Origin of the sequence: Fusobacterium ulcerans ATCC 49185 (genome assembly GCF_900683735.1) — a bacterium.
Taxonomy (GTDB): domain Bacteria; phylum Fusobacteriota; class Fusobacteriia; order Fusobacteriales; family Fusobacteriaceae; genus Fusobacterium_A; species Fusobacterium_A ulcerans_A.
On sequence record NZ_LR215979.1, the window covers coordinates 1,970,170 to 1,996,262 of the forward strand.

Annotated in this window: 25 protein-coding genes, 5 tRNA genes and 1 pseudogene; 16 read left to right on the forward strand and 15 right to left on the reverse strand. The window is 28.9% G+C overall.

The features are described from left to right. Positions 1 to 80 precede the first annotated feature (80 nt). From E0E45_RS08805 to E0E45_RS08845, 9 genes are all read left to right on the forward strand, one after another. Positions 81 to 156 (forward strand) — tRNA-Ala (locus tag E0E45_RS08805). A 2-nt stretch (positions 157 to 158) separates the two neighbouring features. Then, a tRNA-Met gene (locus E0E45_RS08810) sits at positions 159 to 235 on the forward strand. A 127-nt stretch (positions 236 to 362) separates the two neighbouring features. Next, positions 363 to 438 (forward strand) — tRNA-Gly (locus tag E0E45_RS08815). A 7-nt stretch (positions 439 to 445) separates the two neighbouring features. Beyond that, positions 446 to 521: transfer RNA gene (locus tag E0E45_RS08820), tRNA-Ala, on the forward strand. A gap of 1 nt (position 522) precedes the next feature. After that, a tRNA-Met gene (locus E0E45_RS08825) sits at positions 523 to 599 on the forward strand. 252 nt (positions 600 to 851) lie between these two features. Beyond that, a complete protein-coding gene (locus E0E45_RS08830) occupies positions 852 to 1,115 on the forward strand; it encodes a CD3324 family protein (RefSeq protein ID WP_130890826.1) in 264 nt (87 codons plus the stop codon). Positions 1,116 to 1,157: 42 nt separating this feature from the next. Further along, on the forward strand, positions 1,158 to 1,508 hold the full coding sequence (locus E0E45_RS08835) for an inorganic pyrophosphatase (protein ID WP_130890827.1): 351 nt from the start codon (positions 1,158 to 1,160) through the stop codon (positions 1,506 to 1,508). Between the two features lie 145 nt (positions 1,509 to 1,653). Beyond that, positions 1,654 to 2,961, forward strand: a complete 1,308-nt coding sequence (locus E0E45_RS08840; protein ID WP_130890828.1) for an alkaline ceramidase — start codon at positions 1,654 to 1,656, stop codon at positions 2,959 to 2,961. Positions 2,962 to 2,990: 29 nt separating this feature from the next. Next, positions 2,991 to 3,539 (forward strand): GNAT family acetyltransferase, encoded by a 549-nt coding sequence (locus E0E45_RS08845; protein ID WP_130890829.1) that lies wholly within the window; start codon positions 2,991 to 2,993, stop codon positions 3,537 to 3,539. Between the two features lie 57 nt (positions 3,540 to 3,596). Here the strand turns inward: E0E45_RS08845 and ptsP are convergent, their stop codons facing one another. Then, complete coding sequence (ptsP, locus tag E0E45_RS08850) at positions 3,597 to 5,324, reverse strand: phosphoenolpyruvate--protein phosphotransferase (RefSeq protein WP_130890830.1); 1,728 nt, start codon at positions 5,322 to 5,324, stop codon at positions 3,597 to 3,599. An 86-nt stretch (positions 5,325 to 5,410) separates the two neighbouring features. Beyond that, positions 5,411 to 5,674 (reverse strand): HPr family phosphocarrier protein, encoded by a 264-nt coding sequence (locus E0E45_RS08855; protein ID WP_005947934.1) that lies wholly within the window; start codon positions 5,672 to 5,674, stop codon positions 5,411 to 5,413. A gap of 209 nt (positions 5,675 to 5,883) precedes the next feature. Here E0E45_RS08855 and E0E45_RS08860 point away from each other — a divergent pair, with 209 nt between their 5' ends. From E0E45_RS08860 to E0E45_RS08880, 5 genes and pseudogenes are all read left to right on the forward strand, one after another. Next, positions 5,884 to 6,900, forward strand: coding sequence for an alpha-hydroxy-acid oxidizing protein (locus tag E0E45_RS08860; protein WP_130890831.1), 1,017 nt, complete (start codon positions 5,884 to 5,886; stop codon positions 6,898 to 6,900). A 307-nt stretch (positions 6,901 to 7,207) separates the two neighbouring features. Continuing rightward, positions 7,208 to 7,861, forward strand: a complete 654-nt coding sequence (locus tag E0E45_RS08865) for an aspartate/glutamate racemase family protein (protein WP_172604180.1) — start codon at positions 7,208 to 7,210, stop codon at positions 7,859 to 7,861. A gap of 165 nt (positions 7,862 to 8,026) precedes the next feature. Further along, positions 8,027 to 8,482, forward strand: coding sequence for a GNAT family N-acetyltransferase (locus E0E45_RS08870; protein WP_130890833.1), 456 nt, complete (start codon positions 8,027 to 8,029; stop codon positions 8,480 to 8,482). Between the two features lie 104 nt (positions 8,483 to 8,586). Further along, positions 8,587 to 8,829 (forward strand): transposase zinc-binding domain-containing protein, encoded by a 243-nt coding sequence (locus E0E45_RS08875; RefSeq protein WP_130889764.1) that lies wholly within the window; start codon positions 8,587 to 8,589, stop codon positions 8,827 to 8,829. 15 nt (positions 8,830 to 8,844) lie between these two features. Next, positions 8,845 to 9,795: pseudogene (locus E0E45_RS08880) on the forward strand (IS91 family transposase); the annotation flags it as partial. Between the two features lie 180 nt (positions 9,796 to 9,975). Here E0E45_RS08880 and E0E45_RS08885 read toward each other — a convergent pair. The 5 genes from E0E45_RS08885 to E0E45_RS08905 are packed head-to-tail and all read right to left on the reverse strand — an operon-like array spanning position 9,976 to position 14,931. Then, positions 9,976 to 11,298 (reverse strand): UDP-glucose dehydrogenase family protein, encoded by a 1,323-nt coding sequence (locus E0E45_RS08885; RefSeq protein ID WP_130890834.1) that lies wholly within the window; start codon positions 11,296 to 11,298, stop codon positions 9,976 to 9,978. A gap of 18 nt (positions 11,299 to 11,316) precedes the next feature. After that, positions 11,317 to 12,354, reverse strand: a complete 1,038-nt coding sequence (locus E0E45_RS08890; RefSeq protein WP_130890835.1) for a GDP-mannose 4,6-dehydratase — start codon at positions 12,352 to 12,354, stop codon at positions 11,317 to 11,319. Next, positions 12,260 to 13,942, reverse strand: coding sequence for an ArnT family glycosyltransferase (locus E0E45_RS08895; protein ID WP_130890836.1), 1,683 nt, complete (start codon positions 13,940 to 13,942; stop codon positions 12,260 to 12,262). Before E0E45_RS08895 ends, E0E45_RS08890 begins: the two co-directional genes overlap by 95 nt. Positions 13,943 to 13,946: 4 nt before the next feature. Continuing rightward, entirely contained in the window at positions 13,947 to 14,219 is a 273-nt protein-coding gene (locus E0E45_RS08900) for a lipid-A-disaccharide synthase N-terminal domain-containing protein (RefSeq protein WP_130890837.1), read from the reverse strand. A 1-nt stretch (position 14,220) separates the two neighbouring features. Next, entirely contained in the window at positions 14,221 to 14,931 is a 711-nt protein-coding gene (locus E0E45_RS08905; protein ID WP_130890838.1) for a glycosyltransferase family 2 protein, read from the reverse strand. A 180-nt stretch (positions 14,932 to 15,111) separates the two neighbouring features. Between E0E45_RS08905 and E0E45_RS08910 the strand changes: the two genes are divergently transcribed. Together E0E45_RS08910 and E0E45_RS08915 are read left to right on the forward strand one after the other, a co-directional pair. After that, positions 15,112 to 15,798, forward strand: coding sequence for a response regulator transcription factor (locus E0E45_RS08910; protein WP_130890839.1), 687 nt, complete (start codon positions 15,112 to 15,114; stop codon positions 15,796 to 15,798). 2 nt (positions 15,799 to 15,800) lie between these two features. After that, positions 15,801 to 17,150, forward strand: coding sequence for a sensor histidine kinase (locus tag E0E45_RS08915; RefSeq protein WP_130890840.1), 1,350 nt, complete (start codon positions 15,801 to 15,803; stop codon positions 17,148 to 17,150). 328 nt (positions 17,151 to 17,478) lie between these two features. On the opposite strand, the gene E0E45_RS08920 is transcribed toward E0E45_RS08915, so the two are convergent. Genes E0E45_RS08920 through E0E45_RS08955 form a run of 8 tightly spaced genes read right to left on the reverse strand, consistent with a single transcriptional unit; the run spans position 17,479 to position 26,083 of the window. Beyond that, positions 17,479 to 18,807, reverse strand: coding sequence for a lipopolysaccharide biosynthesis protein (locus E0E45_RS08920; protein WP_130890841.1), 1,329 nt, complete (start codon positions 18,805 to 18,807; stop codon positions 17,479 to 17,481). Positions 18,808 to 18,818: 11 nt separating this feature from the next. Beyond that, complete coding sequence (locus E0E45_RS08925) at positions 18,819 to 19,607, reverse strand: glycosyltransferase (protein WP_130890842.1); 789 nt, start codon at positions 19,605 to 19,607, stop codon at positions 18,819 to 18,821. 15 nt (positions 19,608 to 19,622) lie between these two features. Then, positions 19,623 to 20,612: a glycosyltransferase gene (locus E0E45_RS08930; protein ID WP_130890843.1), complete on the reverse strand. Its 990-nt coding sequence runs from the start codon at positions 20,610 to 20,612 to the stop codon at positions 19,623 to 19,625. 12 nt (positions 20,613 to 20,624) lie between these two features. Then, the gene (locus E0E45_RS08935) at positions 20,625 to 21,734 is read right to left on the reverse strand and encodes a glycosyltransferase family 4 protein (RefSeq protein WP_130890844.1); all 1,110 of its coding nucleotides are present in this window, start codon (positions 21,732 to 21,734) and stop codon (positions 20,625 to 20,627) included. 20 nt (positions 21,735 to 21,754) lie between these two features. Further along, positions 21,755 to 22,954, reverse strand: a complete 1,200-nt coding sequence (locus E0E45_RS08940) for an EpsG family protein (protein WP_130890845.1) — start codon at positions 22,952 to 22,954, stop codon at positions 21,755 to 21,757. Continuing rightward, complete coding sequence (locus E0E45_RS08945) at positions 22,955 to 24,043, reverse strand: glycosyltransferase (RefSeq protein ID WP_130890846.1); 1,089 nt, start codon at positions 24,041 to 24,043, stop codon at positions 22,955 to 22,957. Next, a complete protein-coding gene (locus tag E0E45_RS08950; protein ID WP_130890847.1) occupies positions 24,040 to 24,825 on the reverse strand; it encodes a glycosyltransferase family A protein in 786 nt (261 codons plus the stop codon). Before E0E45_RS08950 ends, E0E45_RS08945 begins: the two co-directional genes overlap by 4 nt. Before the next feature lies 1 nt (position 24,826). After that, complete coding sequence (locus tag E0E45_RS08955; RefSeq protein ID WP_130890848.1) at positions 24,827 to 26,083, reverse strand: exopolysaccharide biosynthesis polyprenyl glycosylphosphotransferase; 1,257 nt, start codon at positions 26,081 to 26,083, stop codon at positions 24,827 to 24,829. Positions 26,084 to 26,093 lie beyond the last annotated feature (10 nt).

Here is a 26,093-nt window from a genome sequence, read left to right on the forward strand (position 1 = left end):
GGAATGATTTAGATGAAAATTGTCATTCTTTCAATCTAAATATAGTAAGTTTGATCTTTCCTTCCAGCTTTTGAACATTTGGGGATATAGCTCAGTTGGGAGAGCGACGCACTTGCACTGCGTAGGTCAGCGGTTCGATCCCGCTTATCTCCACCAATGCCTAGATAGCTCAGTTGGCTAGAGCATACGGTTCATACCCGTACGGTCGATGGTTCGAATCCATTTCTAGGCACCATTTGTATTCAACACTTCTTATTTTAAGAAGTGTTTTTTTTATTTTTTATACTTAAATTTGAGCTAAAAAATATCAAAAAAATTATTGACAGAAAATATCTTTTATGATATCATAATTCTTGTGTCAAGCGGGAATAGCTCAGTTGGTAGAGCGTCAGCCTTCCAAGCTGAATGTCGCGAGTTCGACCCTCGTTTCCCGCTCCAAAATACTGGGGATATAGCTCAGTTGGGAGAGCGACGCACTTGCACTGCGTAGGTCAGCGGTTCGATCCCGCTTATCTCCACCATGCCTAGATAGCTCAGTTGGCTAGAGCATACGGTTCATACCCGTACGGTCGATGGTTCGAATCCATTTCTAGGCACCACTTGTATTTAACGCTTCTTAAAATTTAAGAAGCGTTTTTTTTATTTTACTTGCCTGACTTATAATTTTAAAATATAATAGAATCATGAATAAACATTATAAGAGGTGGTGAAAATAATGAAAACAGAAAGAAGAAATATTGTTTTACTCTATGCAGAATCAGTGCTTCCAATGGTATTTGCATAGAGTAAAATTTACTGGATATACTGGTTCTGTAACTTAGAATTAAAAAAAACTAAGGAGTGAAACCAGAATGAAATATATAAATGCAGATATAATATTACCAAATCATTTAATAGAAGAACTTCAAAAATATACTCAAGGAAATTACATATATATCCCTGTAAAAAAAGAAAAACATAAAAAATGGGGAGAAGTATCTGGTTATAAAAAAGAAATAGAAGAAAGAAATAAAAAGATAACTGAAGAATATCATAGTGGAATATCCACTTCAATTCTTGCTGAAAAATACTATCTTTCTATTTCTGCTATAAGAAAAATAATTTATAAGAAATAAGTATTCACAAAAATATTTATAATATAATTATAGGTGGTTAAGATGAAGTATGATAAAGATTTTTGGAATGCTCTTGATTCTTTAGTTTCTAATTCAACAATAATAATTGACAGACCCAAAGGTAGCATTCATCCCAAATATGCAGATTTTACTTATAAAATAGATTATGGTTATTTATCTGATACCACTTCTTTAGACAATGAAGGAATTGATATATGGAGAGGAACTGATCCAGCTCAAAAAATAAACGGAATAATATGCACTATTGATTTAAAGAAAAAAGATTCAGAAATTAAAATCTTAATTGGATGTACAGATGCAGAGATTCAAACTGTCTATGAAGCTCATAATAACACTGAATTTATGAAAGGATTTTTAATAATCAGAACATAAATTTATAATAAAATATATCTAAGTATTTTCCAATACTTAATAACCAAGTCTTAGTTTCTTTATACTTTATATTACAGAACCATTTATAACATTGTTTTTCCTTTTTTTATTTGTTATTCTTTAAGAAAAAACAGGAGGATTTCAAATGAAAATAGGATATGGAGAAAGGGATATTACTCCTGAATGCCCTATAACAATGATAGGTTTTTACAGAGCAGATAATTTATCTAAAGGAATTCTAGACAAACTCTATACTCAATGTGCATTATTTAGTTATGATAATGAATATTCATGTGTCATCACTATAGACAGTATTGGATTTACTATTGAGGATTCTAATTATCTTCGAGATATTGTAGGAAAATTTCTAAAAATTACAAGAGACAAAATAATGATATGCTTTTCACATACTCACTCAGCTCCAAATAATGGGATAGAACGCTCTTATTTTGATTTTATCTGCTGCAAAACTCTTGAAGCTGTAAATGAAGCAACTGCTGATATGAATGTTGTAAAAGCAATCTGGGGAAGTTTTGAAACAAATATAGGAGAGAACAGAAGAGGAGAAAAAAATATTTTAGATAAAAGAGCTGGAATATTAAAAATAAGTGATTCCAAGAGTGGAGATACAAAACTTATTCTTTTAAGAGTTACAGCCCATGCAAATATTTTAAGCAGTGATAATTACTTTATTTCTGCTGACTATTTTGGAGCTGCAAGAAAATTTTTAAAAGAAAAATATAATTGTAATATTATGATAACTCAGGGAGCTTCTGGAAATGTTAGACCTCTATATAGACAAAAAAACAGTGATTTTCTTGAAATTTATTCATATGAGGCATCTTTAGTACAATCAAATAAAAATATTCCTCCTTTCGAAGCAATAGAAATGATAAATAAAACTGTCTATGAATTATATAATGGTATTGATAAAATTATCCACTCCATTGTTCCAGAAGAAATATATAGAATAAAGATGTTTTCTAAAATAAAAAGATTCTATTCTGATGTTCCTTCTCTTGAAAAAGCTAATAAAATTCTTATAGAAGCAAAAGAAGAAGCTGGAATAGATGGAAGCAGCTGGTTGGAAGAAGTTAAAAAACTGAATAACAGCAAAATTACTGAGCAATATACAGACATTGAAATACAATACTTTATCTTAAATAATGGCTGTTTTTGTGGTATACCAGAGGAAATAATGTGTGAAACAGCTTTAGAAACTGTAAAAAAACTAAAAAATAATCATATATATCTTGGTGGATATACCAATGGCTGCAATGGTTACTTTCCCACTTATGAAGAATTTCTCAAAGGAGGATATGAAGTAGTATGGTCATACCTTATTTACTATATCTATCATGGAAGAGTTTCTTCACTTAGAAAAGAAAGTGCTGACATCTTAGTTGATACAATTGTTTCTCAATTCAAAAATTTACATAAATCTAAAAATTAAATATTTTTATTAAATGGAGGTAATCTTAAATGGAAATTCGTTATGCAGTACCTAATGATTTAGATGGACTGTTGGATCTACTGAAAGCTTATCATATGAATTCAATCCCAGAAGAAGAAAAGAAAAATGGATTTGTAACTACTAACATTACTAAAGAACAATTACACAATTTAATGGAAAATGAAAAAGGTATTACAGTAGCAGCAGATGATGATAAGATTGTGGGATTTGCCCTTGCAGGAAGCTGGAAATTCTGGCAGCCTTGGCCATTGTTTACACATATGATTGAACATCTTGAGGAATTTAAGTTAAATGGAGAAACACTGACAGCCAAAAATTCTTATCAATATGGACCTGTCTGTATAGATAAAAGATATCGTGGTACAGGTATATTTGAAAAACTTTTTGCTCTTTCTCTTGAAAGTATGGCTAATCGTTTTCCTTATATGGTTACATTTATCAATCAGATCAATCCGCGTTCTTATGCTGCTCATACAAAGAAAGCTAAGATGACAGAGTCTGGTACTTTTGATTGGAACAATAATCACTATTGGCTTATGGCTATCCAAACAAAATAATTCTGATTTTAAATAACAAATATGGGGAACTAATAAGTTCCCCATATTTTATATAAATTATTTTAAGTTTTCTTTATTAAACTTTTTAATAACTTCTAAAATCTCTTCAGATGTATTTAATGCCATAACTTCTTCTACAAGAGCTTCACATTTTTTCTTATCTAAAGACATTATATTTTTCTTAATTCTTGGTACAGATATAGCTGACATTGAGAATGAATCAAGTCCCATTCCGAATAAAAGGGCAGTTGCTTTTTCATCTCCAGCAAATTCTCCACACATAGAAATAGATATTCCAGCTTCATGAGCACCTTTTATTGAAAGTCTTATAGCTTCCAATACAGTTGGATTGTATGTATCATACAAGTGAGAAATATTTTCATTTCCTCTATCTACTGCCAGTGTATATTGTGTTAAGTCATTAGTCCCTATTGAGAAGAAGTCTACCTCTTCAGCAAAGTTTCTAGCTCTGAAGGCAACAGCAGGAGTTTCCACCATTATTCCTAAAGCTATATTTTCATCAAACTTAGCTCCCTCAGCTATTAATTCAGCTTTACATTCTTCAAGGATAACTTTTGATCTTCTGATTTCTGTTATGTCCATTATCATAGGAAGCATGATTTTGATATGTCCAAAAGCTGATGCTCTTAATAATGCTCTGAATTGAGTTTTAAGAATTTCAGGTCTGTCCAGACATACTCTTATAGCTCTCCATCCTAAGAATGGATTTTCCTCTTTTGGAAGCTGCATATATGGAAGAGATTTATCTCCACCTATATCCATAGTTCTAATTGTAACTGGTTTTCCTTCCATTTTTTCAGCAACAGCTTTATATGCTTCAAACTGCTCTTCTTCTGTTGGGAATCTGTCATTATTCATAAATAAGAACTCAGTTCTGTATAGTCCAATTCCTGTTCCACCATTTCTAAGTACTCCATCCACATCTTTAGGAGAACCTATATTAGCCCAAGCTCCAACTTTTATTCCATCTTTTGATATAGCTTCTTTATCTTTTAGCTGTTTTAAAAGTTCTTTTTCTTCAAAATATTCTGCTTTTTTAGCTTCATATTTTGCTATTTCTTCTGCTGAAGGATCTAGTATAATATCTCCTTTTAATGCATCAACTATTACAGTTTCTCCACTTTTTACAACAGAACATATATTCCCAGTACCCACAACTGCTGGCAATTCCAATGATCTAGCCATGATAGATGAGTGAGCAGTTTTTCCACCAATTTCAGTGATAAATGCTACTACATTATTTAAATCTATTTGAGCAGTATCAGATGGAGTAAGATCTTTTGCTGCTACAACTGTATTAGGAGGAAGTGAACTTAAATCTAATATTTCCATTCCTGCTGTGTTGTAAAGCCATCTTTTTCCAATATCTCTAAGGTCTGCTGCTCTTTCTCTTAAATATTCATCTTCTAAGTTAGACAACATTTCACAATAATCATCTATCCCTCTTTGAAGTGCTGCTTCTGCATTTATCCCTTCATCTTCTATGATTTCAGTTACTTCATCAAAAAGATCTTCATCTTCCAGAAGTGTGATATGCCCATCAAATATTGCCGCTTTATCTTCTCCTAGTTTTTTTGCAGTTTTATCTCTTATTACTAATAATTGTTCTTTTGATTTTTCTCTTCCAGCTAACAGTTTTTCTTTTTCAGTTTCTGGATTAGAAGTTTTCCCTTCTTCAATAACAAGCTCTTTTTCCTGATATAAAAATATTTTTCCTATTGCAATACCAGGTGATGCATCAATACCCTTTATTTGTCTACTCATACCATTTCCCTTTCTTCATTCATTTTATCAATAATTACAATTAGTCAAAAAAATAGAAGGCACTTATACAGTACCTTCCACAAAACCTAGTCTTTTAAATTTTCAAGAAGGTGAGCTAATTGTTCTACAGCTGTATCAGCGTCATCTCCTTCAGCATGTACAGTTATTTTAGTACCTTTTTTAACTCCTAATGAAAGTAATTTTAACAATGAAGTTCCCTTAACTCTTTTTCCTGCTTCATTTTCTACTTCAATTTGAGAAGAAAATGTTTTAGCTAAACTTACAAATTCATTTCCTGGTCTAGTGTGTAGTCCAGTTTCATTTTTGATTTCAACAGTTTTACTTGCCATGTTTCTTTCCACCCTCTTATCTAAAAATTAATTGTATAAAAAATTTATTCTTATTATCAATAGACTACTTTATTTTACACTTTTTGTCAATATCTTTTATTTCTTAAAATTCCAAAAAAACGAAAATTTTCATATCTAATTGACAATAAGGCAAGTATGGTATAAGATAAAAGAGTAGTGGAAATTTAGAATTATAAGGGGGTTTTAGTGTGGATATTAAAACTGTTAAGGAAAATGCAAGGGAAAAAATGAAAGGTTTTTGTAATTTATGCAAAATTTGTGATGGTGTTTGGTGTTCCGGGAAAGTGCCAGGAATGGGTGGAACTGGAACAGGAGAATCTTTTAAAAACTCATATTTAAAATTGAAAAATATAAAAGTCGTAATGAGAACAATTCATGATGCAACTGACCCGATTTTAACTACTAATCTTTTGGGAAAAGAACTTTCATTTCCATGCCTTGGAGCTCCTATAACTGGAACTAAATTCAACATGGGAGGGGGAGTTACAGAAGAAGAATACTGTCTTGATGTAATAGGAGGAGCTATTGACGCTGGTACTATTGGAATGATTGGAGATACAGGAGATGCTAGCTGCTATATTGCTGGATTAGAAGCTATAAAAGCCAATGGTGGTATGGGAGTTGCTGTTATCAAGCCTAGAAGCAATGAAGAAATAATTAAAAGAATAAGATTAGCTGAGGAAGCTGGAGCCATTGCTGTAGGTGTAGATGTTGATGGAGCTGGACTTATTACTATGAAGCTTTTCGGGCAACCTGTAGGACCAAAATCTTTCGAAGAAATAAAAGAACTTGTTGCTTCAACTAAACTTCCATTTATGATAAAAGGTATACTTAGTGTAGATGAAGCTAAACTTTGTGTAGAAGCTGGAGTAGATACCATTGTTGTTTCTAACCATGGAGGAAGAGTACTTAATGAAACACTTGCCCCTTGTGATGTAATAGAAGATATAGTAAAAGCTGTTGGAGGTAAAATCAATGTACTTGTTGACGGTTCTGTAAGAGAAGGAGTAGATATCCTTAAATATATGGCTCTTGGAGCTAAGGGTGTGCTTATAGGAAGACCTCTTACTTGGGGATCTATTGGAGGAAGACAAGAAGGAGTAAAAACTATATTTGATACACTTAAAGGACAGCTTATACAAGCTATGATTCTTACAGGAGTTAAAGATATAAATAAAATAGATAAAAAAATTATCAGCAAATAATTTCTGCTTCATAAGAAAAGCTTATAAACATATATAAAATACTATGAAAGCTGGAAAATATTTCTCAATATTATAAAGTCTAATATATTTGCATATTATTGTATGCTCTTGTTCCTGTTATTATAAAGAAATGTTTTCAGTTAATTTACTCTAAGTAAGTCGCATGGGTGACTCTTACTTTCTTTAAACTAGAATACAAAATATTTTAACCTATTGTGTTTTAATAAATTGGTTAAATTTACTTTTGTACTTTAATAAAAAATTGTCCAAATATTTTTTGGATCAATTTTTTGATATGGAGGCATTTATGAAAATAGCTGTTATGGCAGGAACGCCTATTGATACACAAATGGGAGTTATTTTATTAGAAAAAAGAGGATTTTCAGCAATTCCATGTCCAATTTCCAGAACATCAAAAGAACAGGATGCAATACAATTTCTTTCTCAAAAGAAGTTATTTTCAATTGTTTTAAAAAAAATTGAAGAAGCTAAAAACAAAGGAGCTGCTGCCCTATTTATTTATTGTAATTCTCTAAGTTCAGCACTCAATATTCCTCTATTGAAAGAAAAAACAAAAATTCCTATTATTTCTCCTTTAGACAGTTATCAAAAAATTGGATTAAAACATTCTGATATTCTTTTATTAGCAGCTAATAGTATAGCAACTCAAAAAGTAGAAGCTGTTTTAAAAAGTGCAAATCCAGAAATATCAGTTCTTTCAATAGGATACTTAAATCTAGTTCATAATATCGAAAATTTACAAGATAAAGAACAAATTCTAAAAGAGAGTGCTTTACCTAAACTCTTTAACTTTTTTAACTCTTTACCTGAAAATAAAAATAGGATTGTTCTGCTCGCTTGTACACATTTTCCATATTTAAAAAAAGAAATGCAGGAACTAAGTAATTATCCTATTATTGATCCAGTAGATATTATGCTGTCTTATTTAGAAAATTTATAATGTTGGACTATTAATATAACTGTTGCTGGAATAGCAAAAGATTTAAAAATATTAATACTTATAAAATATACTAAAATAAAATTAAGGACAATTTACATAAATTCTAATTTTTACTGATATATAAAAAATTATCAACAAATAATTTCTGCTTCATAAGGAGAGCTTATGGAAATATATAAAAGCACCATAAATGATAAAGAAAATTTTATCAATATGAGAGTTTCTTTATTTAAAGAACTTGGAGAAATAGATGAAAACAGTGAAATTGATGAATTAGTAAAAGAAACTGGAACTTACTATACTACCCATATAGATAAAGATCTGTTCTGCTGGTTCGCCAAAATAAATGACAGAATAGTCGCTGTGGCTTCTATGTGTATCTTTTGCAGAATACCATATTTTCAAAATCCTGTTGGACTTGAAGGTTATATATTAAATGTATACACTCTTCCTGAATTTAGAAAAAAAGGTGCTGCTTCAAAACTTATAACTGAAATAATAGCCTTTTCAAAAAACTCAACTATAAAAAAGCTATGGCTAAACTCCAGTGAAGCTGGAAAAGAGATATATAAATCTTTAGGCTTCAAGGAAAATGACAATGAAATGGAATTATTTCTTTAAAATTAATTAATAAAAAAAGCTGAGTAACATTTAAAAAAATGTTTTACTCAGCTCTCTTTTTTGTATAATATAGTTACCACCCTAATTATACAAAGGAGACATACATGCAAATCAAACATATTATCTCTAAAATCAATATAACAAATCTTTTAGGTAAAATCAAGAAATATTTTAAAAATGAGCATTTTGAGGATGTTAAACAGACTATTCAAAAATTCTTAGCTTGTTCTATTGATAAATCTTTTCTCTCTCTTCAATGCCCTAATTGTCATGATGCGCATAAAATTAAAGTTACTTGTAAATCTAGATTTTGTCCTTCCTGCGGTAAACGTTATTCTGCTGTTTGAACTGAAAAAACTTCCGCTTCTCTTATTGATGTTAAACATAGAAGTGTCCTTTTTACTATTCCTGAAGAACTTAGAATGTTTTTCTTCTATGATAGAGATCTTTTAACTAAGCTTGCTTATGCTGTTAATGATGTTTTTAAATATCAATTTCATAACATTAAAGCAAAAAATCAAAGAATTCATAAAATTTCAAAATATTCTTCTAAATACTTTACTAACTCAGATATCATTCATTATGGATTGATTACTGTTATTCACACCTTTGGACGCGATCTTAAATGGAACCCTCATATTCATGCTATTGTTACTTTAGGTGGTTTCAATAAAAACTACCAATTTCTTGAAAAAAAATATTTTCATGTCAATTCCATTGCTGGACAATGGAAAAAAATGGTTATTGATATTGTTAAATCTGGAAATTATGACAAGCCTGAAATTAAAGCTAAAGCTTATGCTGCTGCTAACTACCTTTATCGCAAAAATACAAGATTCTTTTTCAATGTTGCAAAAAATGATTTAAATAATAATATTTATGCAATTAAATATATTGGCAGATATCTAGCAAGAGCTCCTATCGCAGAATATAAAATTATTGATTTTTATGATAATAAGGTTACTTTCTATTATGAAAGTCTTGCTGATGATAAACAAAGAATTGAGCTTACTTTAGATGCAGAAACATTTCTTTCCAAATTAATTATTCACATTCCCCCTAAACATTTCAAAATGATTAGGCGCTTTGGAATCTATTCTAGAAATATTAAATCAGAACTTAAAAACATCATGAAATTCATGAGAAAATATGTCTCTAAATATTCCAATTTTACTTTTTATCAGCTTGAAATATGGAAAGCTTTTGGAGTAAATCCTTTTTATTGTTTTAAATGTAATACCAGAATGAAAGTTAAAAAAATATCATATTTTAATATACATACAGGCTCCATTTGCTGGAAAGAATATCGCTAAATAGCTGATTAACAATCAGCTTTTTTGTGCTGTCAATTTTAATCTTATTCAATTAATATATCTAATATGAATACAAAATAATTAACATTTTTTATTTTTTCAACAAATTTATCAAATTATAATTTCCTAAGAAATAAAAAATAACGAAGCTTTCCTTTTGGGTTTGCTTCGCTTTTTTAATTAATTTTGTCCTATAGGATAATATTTAAAAATCTCTCTTACTTTTCTATCTTTTGTATAAACATTTCTCATATCAAAATAAAAGTTATCTTTCATTCTGTCCTTAATGTTGTCCATATTCATTCCTCTAAATTGATTCCATTCAGTCAGCAAAACAATACCATCTACATCATTAGCTACTGAATATTCATCTGCACAGTATATTATATTTTTTTCTATATCTGCTAATCTCCATCTTGCTTCTTTTATTCCTTCTGGGCAGTAAGCATGTATTTTTGCTCCATTTTTTACAAGTCCTCTTATTATATCTATACTTGGAGCTTCTCTCATATCATCTGTATCAGGTTTAAAAGAAAGATCCAGTATTCCAATTATTTTCCCTTTTACTCCATTCATCTTACTGATTATTTTATCTACCATCTTTCTTTTTTGTTTTTCATTTGCTTCAATAGCAGCTTTTATCACAAACATCTCCTCTCCATATTTATTAGCTATATCCACAATAGCTTTTGTATCTTTTGGAAAACATGAACCTCCATATCCAGGTCCACAATGTAAAAATTTGGGTGATATTCTTCCATCCATTCCCATTGCCCTTGCTATTTCCTGTGAATTAGAACCTACTTTTTCAGATAAGAGAGCTATTTCATTAATAAATGAAATCTTTACTGCAAGAAAAGCATTTGATGCATACTTTATCATCTCTGCTGTTTCTATGTTAGTAAATATAAAGGGAGTTTCGTTTATAAAGAGTACATCATATACTTTTTTCATTATCTCCTTTGCTTTTTCAGTTTCATAACCTATTACTATTCTGTCTGGTCTCAAGCAATCTCCAACTGCTTTCCCTTCTCTTAAAAATTCTGGATTAGAAACTATATCAAATTCTATATTTTCTCCTCTTTTATCTAGTTCCTTTTGAATATTATCTCTTACTTTTTTTCCAGTTCCTACAGGAACTGTTGATTTATCTACAATAACTTTATATTCGTCTATATATTTTCCAATATTGGCTGCTACATCCAGTACATAATGCAAGTCAGCTGAACCATCTAAAGCAGGAGGTGTTCCCACAGCTATAAATATGACTTCTGAATTTTTTACAGCATATTCCATATCTGTTGTAAATTCGATTCTTTTCCCTTTTATATTTTTCATTAAAAGTTCTTGAAGTCCAGGTTCATATATGGGTACTTTTCCTTCTTTTAATGTTTCTATTTTATGTTCATCTATATCCATACATATTACTTTAGCTCCAAATTCTGCCATTATTACCCCTTGAACAAGTCCAACATATCCTGTCCCTATTACTGCAATATTCATAATCCTCTCCTCTGTTTTCTAATTATTTTCCTTAAACCATTTAACAAACTTTTTTATTCCCTCTTTAAACTCTGTTTCTGGATTGTATCCTATTAATTCTCTTGCTTTTTTAATATCTGCATAAGTCTTATCTACATCTCCCATCTGCATAGGAAGTTTATTTATTTTTGCTTCTATTTTAAGTTCATTCTCTATTGTTTCTACCATTTCTTTTAAAGATACTGTATTAGATTCACCAAGATTCAATATTTCATAAACATTAGAATTACTCCTTAAATAATCAATAGATTTTTGTATTCCCTGTATAATATCTTTTATATATGTATAATCTCTAAATGTATTTCCATCTCCATAAAAAGGAATTTTTTCACCTTCAAGTATCATTTTTGTGAACTTATAAATTGCAAGATCTGGTCTTTGCCTTTCACCATATACAGTGAAAAACCTTAATTGAAACATATCTATGTTATATAATTTATGATATACATGCCCTATTACTTCACAGCTCTTCTTAGTTGCTGCATATGGAGAAATAGCAAAATCTACAATGTCTGTTTCTTTAAAAGGAGCCTTTTTATTATTTCCATATACAGATGATGATGAAGCCTGTATGAATTTTTTTATTCCTAATTTTTTACATATTTCAAGAATATTCATAGTTCCCCTGACATTAACCTCTTCATATTCTAAAGGCTTTTCTAAAGAAGGTCTTACTCCTGCTAAACCTGCCAGATTAATTACAAACTCAGGTTTTTCTTTTTTAAAAATTTCCTCTAAATTCTTTTTATCTCTTATATCAGAATAATAAAGTTTGTAGTCTTCACTTGAAGTGATTTTTATAAGATATGCAATTTTCTCCTCTCTATTTTTTAATTTCAGTACAGAAGCTAGCTCTCCTCTTTTTTCTATAGACTCTAAGACATTTCTGCATTTTATATCCAAAGAATAATATTCATCAAAATTATCTATACCTATCACTTTGTGATTTTCTTTCAGCAATCTCTCTATTAAATGCGACCCTATGAATCCCACTGCTCCTGTTACTAATATTTTCATCTGTATCCTCCAATTTTTCTAAATAAAATAATTTTGTATTATCATTTTTCCCTCTAGTAAATATTTTTTCATCTACTACAAAATAATCCTTAAATCTTTCTCTGTCCAATTCATGATTTTCCAAGAGAACAAACTCATCCTTTAATATTGTTTTATCATCAAGCTTATTTATGCTTTTTCCCATATTCCACACATCTTCTATTTCAAAATCTTCTGAATAGATATCCCATTCAATATGCATCTTCTTTGCCATTCTTATTTTAGGAATGTTTTTATCACTTTTTTCTCTCAGTTCTCTTTCAATAAACCAGTTGGTACTGTTATTTGCTATAAGCATTAATATTCCACTTCCTAATATTATATTTTTTATTCTCATATTCTTTTCTTTTCCAAGATACATCCAACAGTAAAATGGTATCAGCATTGCCAGCACAAGAAACACATATCCAAGTGAAATATTTTTTCTCAAATAACCACCTATGAAAAGAAATATTGGAATTCCTAAGGATACTATCCATATAAAAACATTTTGAATATTAAAAAGTATTCTGTCAGATTTTCTTAGTTCATTCCATCCTTTTTGATAGTAGTAGCTGCATATAGAACCAATCATTAAACTTGAAGTTATATATATTGGTATTCCATATCTTTTTTTCTTCATTTTAACCAAAGATAAAAGTACCAATACCAGCAGATTCCACATAAATGCAAAATCAAAAAATTTTTTATCTTCTGTTCTTTCTCTGCTCCATTTTTTTATCATTCCAAATACTGAAAAAAATATCCATATTCCCATATATACAAAGTAATCTAAATAGAATAATATTCCTTGAGTATGCTTTGATGTCCATGTATCTTTTTCTTTTTCCATTACATTTAAAAATGTCCCTCTATAATTTAATAACATCAAAACTGGCCATATACCCGAAAGAACAAGTCCAGTTCCAAACACTATCAGAATTCCTTTCCAATTTTTCTTGTACTTTTCCATTCCATAAATATATCCATAGGCAATAAAAAATGGAAGAATTATTCCATAGAGAGCTACTGGTCCTTTACTCAATACAGAAGCTGCCAAAAATATACCACTTATAATAAAATCTACTGTCTTTTCCTTTTTCATTCCTGATACCAGAAAAACTACTGCTCCAAAAGCAAATACATAACTGTATATATCCCAGCTATTTTCATTTCCTGTCTTGATTATCATAAAAGTAGAAAGTGCAACAAAAGATGTTATAAAGCTGTAAAAACTTTTTTCAGTAAACAATTTTACGAGATAATAAATAAGAAAAATAAGTATTACAGAAATCACTGCTACTGGTATTCTAAGCAAATATTCATCAGTTGTATTGTGAAATATTTTCATCATTCCAGCTGTTATCCAAGTAGGAAGTGGAGGTTTTTCAAATCTTAAACTTCCATTTAATGTTGGTATCATCCAGTTGCCACTCTGTACCATTTCTCTGGCTGTTATGAAATTTCTTGCCTCCATCAAATCTGCACTTTTTACCCATAAATTTGAAAAAAAAGACAAGATTGACAAGAAAAAAATAATCAATATATACTTTCTGTCTTCTTTTGACATTTTATTAACTCCCTTTTTTCTTTATTAAATATATGTTCCTTGAATAAATAAACAGATTAGGTGCCTGCCCAAGAATAAACACAGGATCTCTTCTGTATATTGCATAGATTAATAAAAGTGAACTTCCTCCCAAACTGAATATCCAGAAAGAAAATGGAATAACACTTTTCCCAGCTCTTTCACTAGCTATCCACTGCACAATAAATCTCATTGAAAAAAATACCTGTCCTATCATTCCAATTATTATAAAGAAATCCCAATTTAAAAATCTGTTCATCTTATTCTCCTTTTTCAAATTCATATGAAAGTCTTCTTTTTTTCATCCATCTAACTGCAAAGGCATCTTTTAATCCTTTGAAAAGTCTATTGAAAACTCCATACTTTGATTGTCCATATTCTCTGTCATAGTGTCTTACTGGCACTTCTATCACTTTAAATCCATTAATTTTAGAAAGTGTAGGAAGAAATCTATGCATCCCCTCATATAGGTAAAAAGTTTCTACAACTTCTTTTTTAAATAATTTAAGAGGGCATCCAGTATCTTTTATATTATCCCCTGTTATGAGATTTCTCATTCCATTTCCAATAAGTGATGATATTTTTTTATTTATTCCATCTTCTCTTGTAGCTCTTCTTCCATTTACCATGTCATATTCATTGATATATGCAAGAAGTATATAGATATCTTCTGGATCAGTCTGAAGATCTGAATCCATAGTTACTACAAAATCTCCTGTACATACTTTAAATCCTGCTGCTAAGGCTGCTGTTTGTCCATTATTTTTTGTAAAATGATATACTTTCACATGTCCGTTTCTTTCTGCCTCCCTATCCAATAATTCTTTGCTCCCGTCTGTACTCCCATCATCTATTAATATAATTTCATAAGAATCAAATCTTTTCTTCAAAGCTATCTCTACCTTTTCTATAAATCTTTTTATATTTTCTTTCTCATTATATACAGGGGCAATAACTGAAATTCTTTCCATTTTTTAATTCCTCCTTGTTTCTTTATTCATCTCAATAATAAAATTAAAAAGTAAAAATTTGGTTAAAATAAATAATTATTTTTTCAACAATTTTCAAATACTTTTTTTTATATTTTTTTACTTAATCTTAACTTTTTAGTGATAGAATATATTTAATAATTTTAAATGAGGTGCATAACATTGAAAAATATTTTAATAATAGAAGATGAAAAGAAAATAAGAAGATATCTGCAATTAGAGCTGGAACATGAAAAATATTCAGTTGATACTGCTCAGGACGGAGAAGAGGGATTAGCAAAATTTAAAAGCAATTTCTATGATCTTATTCTTCTTGATCTTATGATGCCAAAACTTTCTGGAGAAGAAGTTTGCAAGATAATAAGAAAAACTTCTGATATTCCAATTATAGTTCTTACTGCAAAAGATCAGATTCTTAACAAAGTAGAACTTTTAGATATGGGAGCTGATGATTATCTTACTAAACCTTTTGAAATTGAAGAGTTATTTGCAAGAATAAGGGTTGCTTTAAGAAATAAATCTAATTTTACTAACACAGATTACATATATTATGATATATTAAAATTAGATCTTAAAACTAATGCTCTATACAAAAATGAAAAAGAAATTTCTCTCACTAAAACTGAGTATAATCTTTTTCATTATCTTTTATTAAATAAAGAATTAGTTGTATCACGTGAAAAAATACTTAATGAAGTGTGGGGATATGATTATATGGGTGAGGAAAAAATTGTAGATGTCTATATCAATGCCTTAAGAAAAAAAATTGATTATAATGAAAATAAATTTATTCATACAGTAAGAGGTTTTGGATATGTATTAAAAAAAGAAAGTGATAAGAGAGGTTAGAGATGAAAAAATTATCAGATGAACTCCAAAAAAGCTATTATATTCTTGTATTTATATTCTCTTTTTCATGTCTTGGTCTTCTGTATATATTTGCTTCATATATGATAAAAGTTTCAAGTGCAGATATAACGACAACAAGCATATTCATAGACTATGAATTAAACGAATTTAGTGAAAAATTAGAAAAAAATATTCCTATAGATGAACTATTCAAAGGAGCTTTAGAAGAATGTCCTAAAATAGATAACGTTTTTGTTATATTCACCTATCAGGGAAAAATATACTCTAACAGTGAAATCTATCCAAAAGAATTACAATTAAAAGATCAGGATGAAATACAAAATATAGGTTTCTATGATTATCAATCTCTTCATAGAACAATTTACATTGATGGAATTGATCCTATTGATTTAAAAATAATAAAAGATCTAAAGGGAGATAAGCTTATATTTTTTAGAGCTATAGGGATAGCAGGTGTATGGATTGTCCTCACTTTAGTTATTGGTATCTATATATCAAAAAAATTCTACAATAAATTTATTCCTCCTTTAAGAAACATTCAAGAAATAACAAATAAAATCAATCTTGATTCTTTGGATACTGATGTAAAAACAGAAAATAATTTTATTGAATTTATTTCCATTATTCAATCTTATAAAAATATGCTTAGAAGATTAAAGAATCAGACTGATGCTCAAATAGACTTTGTTAACAGTGCTTCTCATGAATTAAAAACTCCTATATTTATAATTGGAGGATATGTAGATTTGATAAAAAGATGGGGTGCTTCTGATAAAAATATTTTGATGGAATCTTTAGATTCTATTGAAGATGAAACTAAAAATATGAATGCACTGGTTACTAAACTTTTATTTCTAGCTAAAGATAATAAAGATAGTCTTGATTGTAAAGAAATACATCTAGCAAAAATTTTAGAAGATATAATAGGACACCTAAAAGTAGCTTATCCAAAACAAGAGATAAATTTTACCTCTCAGAATGCAGTAATATATTCTGACTCTGACCTTGTAAAACAGCTTTTTCTCAATCTAATAGAAAATGCTGTTAAATATGGATTGGAAAATCCTATTGATATTTCTATTGTACACAGTAAAAATATTACAGTAACTATCAAAGATCATGGTATTGGAATAAGTAAGGAAAATCTTGAACATATTTTTGATAGATTCTTCAGAGTAGATAAAGCAAGAAGCAGAAATATGGGAAGTCATGGATTGGGAATGCCAATAGTTAAAAGTATAATAGAAGTGTTGAATGGAGATTTGGAAATAAAAAGTGAATTAGGAAAAGGAACTATTATACATGTTACTCTTCCTTTTTCTCTAAAATAATTTTCTAATTTTTTAAATCTTGTAAGTTATAACTTAGCTGAGATATAAATTTAGAACCTTTCTAATTTCCAAACTTCTAAAATTTAATCTAACTTTTTAATAATGTCTTTACTTTAAGACTATATTAGTTATAGCTTTGCGAAAATTAGAGATAATGTTGTTATTAATGAAGTGAAACACCTCGTCAAAATCGATACTGTCTGAACGCAGTGAGTTTGCCGATTTAGAGGTGTAAGCAAAATTAATAGACTATATATCTACTGTAGCAAAGCTATAACTAAAAAAAATCATTTTTATTCTTAAATTTTATTTGAACTAATCCTTTATTTTAATTATAATAATCATTATTCATATCTTGATCCTGATTTTCAAAAGATATTTTTTCTCTTTTAGAAAGAATATACCACATTTTCATTCCAACAATCAGTACTACCTGTACTCCATATGCTGCTATGACTCCACTTAATCCAGAACTTTTTATCAATGGAAAAAGCACTGCTATATATACCAAATTAGCTATGAATATTATTCTTGTTTCCACTTTTATATATCCTAAAGAAAGGAAAAGTGGGTGTACTGCAATAAAGACTGTTCCTAAAGATTTCATTAAAATATATAGATTTATTTCAAATTTATAATTTAATACAAGTTCACTAAAAAATTTAGAAAAGAAATAAAATCCTATTACATTCAAACCCACAACCATCACAGTACAGACTCCTAAAAGGAGTGCAGATACTTTTAAAAATTTTCTAAATACTTCTTTAACATCTTTTCTTGCAATAGTTTCACAAAAATATGGATACAAAGTTTGATAAATTGGTGTTCCAATCTTATCAAGCACTATGGCTACAGTTTTACAGATTTTATATATTCCTAGTTGCTCCAATGACAGCATTTTTCCTATGAGAAGATTATCAAAATACTGTACAGGTATATCCATACTTGAATTTATATTTGTCAGACATGTAAATTTAAAGAGTTCTTTATTAAAACTTGATTTCACAAAGGCAAAACCAAGAAGATTTTTTTTCTTTAAAATTATCAAAGCAAGAATATTTATTAATATTCCATTTAAAATATTTGATGAAAGATATACAAAAACAAAATAAGATAAATTTAATTTAAAATAAAATCCTGCTCCCAACATAATAAAATTATATATTGATGTGACTACCCTTTGGTTCCTCAACATATCAAATCTATCAAAACTCCTTAATATTCCAATAGGAGTTCCTTGAATATTAAAAATTATATAGACAGAAAATATCATCAATAAAAACATTTCCTGTGGAGTAAAATTATATATTTTTTTTATAAGTATTCCAGCTGAATTCAAAATAATAAAAGCAATTATAGCAGTGACTATATCCAAAATATAACTAAACTTTATAAGCTTTTTCATTTCTTCTTCTTTTCCTTTTGCTGCTGGAAAGAATTTAATGAATCCCTGCCAAGACTGGAAATTAAATATTCCATCAACCAATGAAGTTATTCCTTGTATCAACACAATAAATCCATATTTTTCCATACCTATACCCTTGGTAATAAAAGATATAGAAATAATAGAAAGCACTGATCCAATAGCATCTCCACTGAATACATTGAGAAAATTTCTTACCAGTTTATCTTCTAGTAAATTTTTTAATCTATTCATTTTCCATTCCTCTAAAAATTAATTTTTTTATTAGCTATTTTCAATATTTTCCATTCTTTAACAAATTTTAATACTCTTGTATAAATAAGAATATTTACTAATACTTTTTTAATTCCTTTAAAATGTTTAAATTCAAGAAAATACAGTTTTTTTAAATCTTTCTTTTTTCCCCAGCTTTTCCCCCACCAGTGAATCCCATGAGTTTTTTCAGTTATGTTAGAATATTGAAATTCCTCTGTAAAATGATAAGGATAAAAATAATTAGATGGATACATTTTTATACTTCCATCTTTAATATTTATTATTTCATCTTTTAATTCAAAAGAATATTTTTTCTTCAGCACTCTTGTAATTATAGCTGGAATTGTGTAGATAGGCTCATTCCATATATCTTCTTTGTAAAAATCCAATATATCTTTTACCACTTCATGATGTGGGACTGCCCCTATTATTCCTGCACTTATCATATCTTCACTTTCTAATCCAATAAAAAAATCATCTTTCAAAAACTCATCTAAATTTTTTATAATCTGCATATCAGTATCTAAATAAATACCTCCATTTTCATAAAGAACTTTCATTCTGAAATAATCAGATAAGAAAGCCCATAACTTTCTATCTAAACACTCTTTTAAAAAAGTATTATTGTTTATTTCATTTTCAAAGTCTAAATTACTTTCATTCCATTCTATGATTTCATAATCTGGAAGTTTTTCCCTCCAAGAGTTGATACATATATCCATCAAGTTTGGCTTTGAATTATTTCCCAGCCATATATAATGTAATTTTTTAGGTATCATACATTCTCCTTTCCCTTAGAATTTTGGTATTTTCTGAACATTTGTTATCTGTTTTCCTAAAATTTTTCTGAGTGTATTAGGTATAAAAACTGAAAAAGACAAAAGAAATTCTTCAAATTCAAATTTTTTACTATTTTTTAAACCCTTGTAAAGCTCCTTATATCTCTTATGAGCTCTTTTCCAATCCCCTGCTCCATTATATCTTTTATATACAACTACAGAGTAGAAACTGAGTATAAGTGCAGACAGTCCGTCTTTTCCCTTTACAGAATCCAGCTTTTTATATTCATCAAAAAATCTTTCACATATACTCTCTAATGAAACTATACTTTTTTCTGAAACTTTATTCATTATACTTCCAGTTCTCTGTCTATAAAAATAAAATGCCCTGTCTATATATCTGACTTTCTCAGCTTTCAAATACACTAAAGGAGTAAACTCGCTGTCTTCATGGACAATATTTTCATTAAACCAGATATTATTTTTTAATAAAAACTCTCTTCTGTATATATCATCTACAACTTCTTCTCTAAAACACTTAGGCTTTTGAAAAAGTTCCCAGAAGAAATCAACACCTTTTAATATTCCACTGTTTTTTACCACTTCTGACCTAAATAGAGGAGCTCCTGTTTTTTCAGGAATATAATATCTCATATTTCCTACTATAACATCTAATTTATCTTTTTTCCCCTCTTTAAAAAACCTTTCAAATTCATCAGCATCTATAAAATCATCACTGTCTATAAATGATATATATTCTCCAACAGCAGCTTTCATCCCTGTATTTCTTGCAGATGAAAGTCCACCATTTTTCTTATTTATCAAAACAGTTTTTTCAGGATATATATCTTTAAATTTTTCCATAATCTTAAAACTGTTGTCTTTTGATCCATCATTTACCAGTATTATTTCCAGTTCTATATTTTTTATATTGTACAAACTCTCCAGACATTCTTCCAGATAATCTTCTACATTATATATAGGAACAATTATACTAAGCTCCATCCTTTTCTCCTTCTATAGTTTTGAAATCTTATCTCTATAAATATCTATTATTATTTTCTCATCAAATTCTTTTAATATTTTTTCTCTACCTTTTTTACCCATTCCTTCTCTCTCTTCTTTAGACAAGTGAATGAATTTTTCTATTTTTTCAGCAAGATCCCTGCTGTCCCTTACATTTACCAGATAGCCATTCTCTCCATCATCCACTATCTCTTTACATCCTGTGACATTTGTAGCTATTATAGGCCTCTCCATAGCTGCACCTTCCATTAGGACTTTTGATATTCCTTCTCTATATGATGGAAGGACCAGACAATCTATCTCTTTTATTACATTTTCAGGATAATCTACTGTTCCCAGATAATTTATGACTTTTTCCTCCTGAAGCTTATTCATATATTCTTCAGTAATTCCAGATACAGCTTCTCCTCCCAATGCTCCTAAAAATTGAAATTCAACTTTATCTCCATATTTTTTTCTCAATATTCTTGCAGCTTCTTCATACTCTCTGAATCCTTTATCAAAGAAAGCTCTGGCTACCATGAGAAATATAGTTTTGCTATCTTTTCTTTCCATAGACAATGGTCTGAACCTTTCACAATCTGTTCCTTCTCCTGGAAGTATAAATACTTTCTCTCTGTTTCCAATTTTATTTTCAATAAGAGTTTCTTTATCATCTGAATTTAAAACCCATATCTCCTTTGAAAACTTCAATGAAAATCTATACAAAGCAATTGCTACCTTTGAAATAAGCCCTCCTTTTACAAAGGAATACCCCAATCCAGTCAAGATTGCTACTGATTTCTTCTTAGCCATTCTAGCAGCTATCGTTCCATATATATTAGGTTTAATTGTGTAGTGAAATATAATATCAGGTTTTTCTTTTTTATATAGTTTATACAAATCATATGTCAATTTCATGTCTTCCATAGGATTTATCCCTCTTTTATTAAGAGTGATAGATACAGATTTTAGGCCTGGAATAGCTTTTTCCATATCTATTCTTCCATTATCTGGAGCTACTGCCACTACTTCATGACCATCAGCAATTAATGCTTTTAATAATCCTCCCCTAAAAATATATATGTCCCACATATAGTTAGCTACAAAAAGTATCTTCATATTTCCATCCTTTAGTAATCTTAAAATAGCAGTGATATTTCTTTTCCATGTCCTTCATCTTTATATTTTGCTGCATCCTCTATTTTCTGCCATTTCTCAGCAGCACTTCTATGTTTCAAAAATATATTTTCATAGATATAAATATCTTTATTTCCAATAAAACTTAATTGATTATTTATTCTAAAACAGCATATAAGAGCTGCTATGACAACAATTCCTATTTTTACAGCAGGAGCCATGGCTCTCTCTATGAGCATAGGTATTACAAACCAATAAGAATAAACAAAAAGTATTCCAAATCTCAATGATATAACTGAAAGTTCAGAAGTAAATAAAAACATAAATACAGATATATAAGTACTGTTTAAAAATATATTTCCATATCTTTTACTCATTAATTGGTAACTTGCAAAATATACTAATAAAAATATTACTATTCTTTCAGCATAAAAAAGCGAGAATCCTAATGGAAAATCTCCTGGTATTATAGAAAGATATCCAACTATTTTCTGCCCTATTCCTCCTGGAAGATAGCTCCCAAACATTCTTACTCCATTAATTATTAATCTAACATTTGAAACATAGTAAATATTTCCTAGAACAAAAAGTCCCAGTATAAATTTTCTATTCCATTTTATATTCAGTATAAAATACATTGGAAAATATATTAAAGAGCTACTGTGAAACATCATTCCCAGCATATTCAAAGCAATAAATACTATTGGTTTTCTGTCTTCAATATATTCTATTGAACATAAAAATAGCAGTATACTTTTTATATTTCTCATCATATCTATTTCCAAAGCTATTCCATGTATTCCAAAATATAGAAATAATACAAATATTGGATATTTTGAATATCTCTTAAATATAAAATATATCAAAAGAAAATCAGTTGCTGTATTTACGAAATTAAAAATCAGATAATTAGATGAAAAAGTCTTTATTACACTTGAATATAATTGAAATCCAATCTCATATCCTGAATAAAATATATTTTTATAGTTTCCAGAAAGAACCTGTAAAATATCATCAGTTTTTTCAAAATTAGGTTTATATGAATACCAGTCATAACCTAGATAACCTCTTGTTCCAAAGAATACAACCAATATCAATATTGAAAGAATGTACAATGCTTTTTTTACTCTTTCATTTAAATCTGATATATCAACCAAACTGCCTATGCCTAAAATTCCTAATATTATAAAATATATCATCATTTATCTTTCTAAAATCTCCCTATATAATTTTATATATTCTTCTGCACTATTTTCTATGCTGTATTTTTTACTTTTTCTCAAGCACATCTCAACTGTATGATCGTATAATTTTTTATCTTCCAAACTTAATATTACTTCAGCTAATTCTTTAGAATCATTTGGGCATATAATCCCTCCTCCTTCTACTACATCAGCCAATCCAGGTACATCACTTGCTATTACAGGCTTCCCTGATGCCATTCCCTCTACTGCAGTCATACCAAATCCTTCAAAAAATGAAAACTGAATAATTATATCTGCTGTTTTTAAAAGTTTAGGAATATCCTTTCTCTTTCCTAAAAATTTTACTCTTGATTCTAGTTTTTTTCCATTTACATAGCTCTTTACATCTTCTTCTAAGATTCCATCTCCAACAAATATCATTTTATACCTTTCAGAAAGGTATTCCAAAGCTTCAGCTGCCCCTTTTTGATTCTTTGACTGATGAAATCTTGAAACCATCATTAAAATTACATCTTCTTTTTCCATTCCAAGTTCATCTCTTGGAACAGCCACAGAATTTTCAAATATACTTAAATCTATTCCATTGGAAATAACTGCGTACTTTTCCTTTTCTCCTCCTACCCAGTCATACAGACTGTTTTCTGTAGCATGAGATATACTTACTATTTCATCATATCCATTAAAAATAAATTTATCTATCATACCTAAAATTTTATTGCTTCTTCTTCTGTTAGAAGTACTGTGCTCTGTTGTGAGATATTTTCTATTTTTATTATCATCCAGCAGTCGTGCCATTCTAGTCCAATATTGAGCATGAACCAGATGCACATGGACTATATCATAATTTTCTCTTTTAATTTTTTTATTTATTTCAAAAATATTCAGTGGAGATTTTTTAGAATTGTATTTAGATATATATATTTCTATCCCTTTCTCTTCTAAGTCTTTTTTAAATACTGCATCTATATCACTTAATATCATGAGTTCAACATCATGTCCTAATTTTTTTTGAGCTGGAAGCAGTTCTGTGAGAAGTTTCTCTGCTCCTCCCAATTCTAAAGAGGTTATTATATGAAGTATTTTCATTTATTTCCTCCTATAAGTTTGTAATATTTACTTTGAACAAGCCTTATTATAAATTTGATTTTATTAACAAATGGGATATTATATTTCAACATCTCTTTATAATAAAATTCAAATCCCTTTGGGTTTTTTTTCATAAGAGAATTAAAGTTTTTAGTATAACCATCTTCCAAGTACTCAAAGAAATATATTCCCTCATCTATATATCTCATTTTATACTTTTCTCCTATTTTAACCCATACACTAGCTTCTGGAATAAATTTTTCTCCTTCAAATTCTTTAAATGGATTATTTTTAAGAATATCTGTTTTAAAAACTTCTGCTTTATCTCCATCTATTCCTAACTTATAGACTATTTCTATTGGAGAAGAATCTATCCTGTATTTTGGATAAGGTTTTCCTGTAACTTTTCCACTTACCATATCTATCTTTCTGAATATCATTCCTCCAAGTCTTTCTGGAAGTTCTTTAGCTTCTTTTATAATAGTTTCTATGCAATTATCAGTAATATAGTCATCGCTGTCTACTATGAAGAAATATTCTCTCTGTGCTAACTGTACTCCACGATTGACAGCTCTCATTTTCCCACTATTTTTCTGATATTCATAGATAATATCTATAACTCCTTCATTTATAAAATCAGCTATAAGCTTTCCTGTTTCATCATTAGATCCATCATCTACTACTACCCATTGAAACTCTTTTGCAGTCTGTCTTTTAAGGCTTTCATAAAGTCTTGGAAGTGTATCTTTTCTATTGTACGAAGGTGTAAAAATTGTAATCATATTATCTTCCTTTTCCAAAAATTACTGTTTTTAATGTAAGAAGCATAATTACTATATCTAAATAAAGACTATGATGTTTTATATAGTAAAGATCATATTCAAGTTTTCTTCTAGCATCTTCTACACTTGCACCATATGGATACATTACCTGTGCCCAACCTGTTAATCCTGGTTTTACCATATGTCTTAAATTATAATATGGTATCTGTTTTTCAAGTTCTTTAATAAAAACCATTCTTTCAGGTCTAGGTCCAATAAAGCTCATTTCTCCTTTAATGACATTAAGAAGCTGAGGAAGTTCATCTATTCTTGTTTTTCTCATTATATTTCCAAATTTTGTAACTCTTGGGTCATTTTGCTGTGCCCATTTTGCTCCATCTTTTTCTGCATCATTTCTCATACTTCTGAATTTATGTACTTTAAATTCTTTTCCATTTTCTCCAACTCTGTCTTGGCTATAAATAATAGGCCCTGGACTTTCCAATCTTACAATAATTGCTGCTATTGCCATTATTGGAAGAGTTATCACTCCAATAGCTACTGCCATCCCCAAATCAAATACTTTTTTTACTCTATTTTGTACTTGACTATGAAGGATTTTAAATCCATACGCCTGAAGAAGCCATTCTTCATCTATAAATTCCACATCTATTTTTTCCTCATTTTCAAGCATATAATCAGAATAACTCTTTACTTCTATTCCTGAAAGTTTTAAGTCTAATACTTCTTTTATTTCCTCTTTTGTAAGCTTTAATTTAGTAAGTATCAAAATAGATATCCCATTATTCTTTATAAATTCTGTAAGTGATCCTTCTCTTTTACTTTCATCAATATATTCATATTCTGAGAATTTAGAAAGGCTTTCTACTATCCTTTTTCTCATTTCTCCGTTACCATAAGTAGTTACTTTTTTTATTTCAAAAGTAATTATACTTATTATTGTACTTATTAATATTTGAGATGCTGTAAAAATAAGAATAAATGGTATTATTGAAAAATCCCATATATCAATAAACCATATAAAAAATGCCACAAAATTTAGTATTAATATTATCACAAATCTTTTATTGCTATAGTGATATCTTTTAAATTCCATATTATCAGTAATATATAATCCTACAATAATAAATGTAAATACCCCTAAAGAATAAATAGGTATCCCTATTTCAAAAATGAAGAAGTATCTGCATAATAAAAATATTATTCCTAATAATACTGTATATATTAATTTTAACGTTGTACTTTTTTCCTGTTCCATTTTTTATCTC

Coding starts and splice junctions, on each gene's coding strand:
- E0E45_RS08885 (WP_130890834.1), bottom strand. CDS start 11,298: ATGAATATTGCAGTAATAGGGACAGGATATGTTGGACTTGTTCAAGGG.
- E0E45_RS08955 (WP_130890848.1), bottom strand. CDS start 26,083: ATGGAACAGGAAAAAAGTACAACGTTAAAATTAATATATACAGTATTA.
- E0E45_RS08855 (WP_005947934.1), bottom strand. CDS start 5,674: ATGGCAAGTAAAACTGTTGAAATCAAAAATGAAACTGGACTACACACT.
- ptsP (WP_130890830.1), bottom strand. CDS start 5,324: ATGAGTAGACAAATAAAGGGTATTGATGCATCACCTGGTATTGCAATA.
- E0E45_RS08890 (WP_130890835.1), bottom strand. CDS start 12,354: ATGAAAATATTAGTAACAGGAGCAGTGGGATTCATAGGGTCGCATTTA.
- E0E45_RS08925 (WP_130890842.1), bottom strand. CDS start 19,607: ATGATACCTAAAAAATTACATTATATATGGCTGGGAAATAATTCAAAG.
- E0E45_RS08940 (WP_130890845.1), bottom strand. CDS start 22,954: ATGATGATATATTTTATAATATTAGGAATTTTAGGCATAGGCAGTTTG.
- E0E45_RS08935 (WP_130890844.1), bottom strand. CDS start 21,734: ATGAAGATACTTTTTGTAGCTAACTATATGTGGGACATATATATTTTT.
- E0E45_RS08870 (WP_130890833.1), top strand. CDS start 8,027: ATGGAAATATATAAAAGCACCATAAATGATAAAGAAAATTTTATCAAT.
- E0E45_RS08875 (WP_130889764.1), top strand. CDS start 8,587: ATGCAAATCAAACATATTATCTCTAAAATCAATATAACAAATCTTTTA.
- E0E45_RS08900 (WP_130890837.1), bottom strand. CDS start 14,219: ATGAACAGATTTTTAAATTGGGATTTCTTTATAATAATTGGAATGATA.
- E0E45_RS08945 (WP_130890846.1), bottom strand. CDS start 24,043: ATGAAAATACTTCATATAATAACCTCTTTAGAATTGGGAGGAGCAGAG.
- E0E45_RS08865 (WP_172604180.1), top strand. CDS start 7,208: ATGAAAATAGCTGTTATGGCAGGAACGCCTATTGATACACAAATGGGA.
- E0E45_RS08920 (WP_130890841.1), bottom strand. CDS start 18,807: ATGAATAGATTAAAAAATTTACTAGAAGATAAACTGGTAAGAAATTTT.
- E0E45_RS08845 (WP_130890829.1), top strand. CDS start 2,991: ATGGAAATTCGTTATGCAGTACCTAATGATTTAGATGGACTGTTGGAT.
- E0E45_RS08830 (WP_130890826.1), top strand. CDS start 852: ATGAAATATATAAATGCAGATATAATATTACCAAATCATTTAATAGAA.
- E0E45_RS08930 (WP_130890843.1), bottom strand. CDS start 20,612: ATGGAGCTTAGTATAATTGTTCCTATATATAATGTAGAAGATTATCTG.
- E0E45_RS08835 (WP_130890827.1), top strand. CDS start 1,158: ATGAAGTATGATAAAGATTTTTGGAATGCTCTTGATTCTTTAGTTTCT.
- E0E45_RS08915 (WP_130890840.1), top strand. CDS start 15,801: ATGAAAAAATTATCAGATGAACTCCAAAAAAGCTATTATATTCTTGTA.
- E0E45_RS08905 (WP_130890838.1), bottom strand. CDS start 14,931: ATGGAAAGAATTTCAGTTATTGCCCCTGTATATAATGAGAAAGAAAAT.
- E0E45_RS08950 (WP_130890847.1), bottom strand. CDS start 24,825: ATGATTACAATTTTTACACCTTCGTACAATAGAAAAGATACACTTCCA.
- E0E45_RS08840 (WP_130890828.1), top strand. CDS start 1,654: ATGAAAATAGGATATGGAGAAAGGGATATTACTCCTGAATGCCCTATA.
- E0E45_RS08895 (WP_130890836.1), bottom strand. CDS start 13,942: ATGTCAAAAGAAGACAGAAAGTATATATTGATTATTTTTTTCTTGTCA.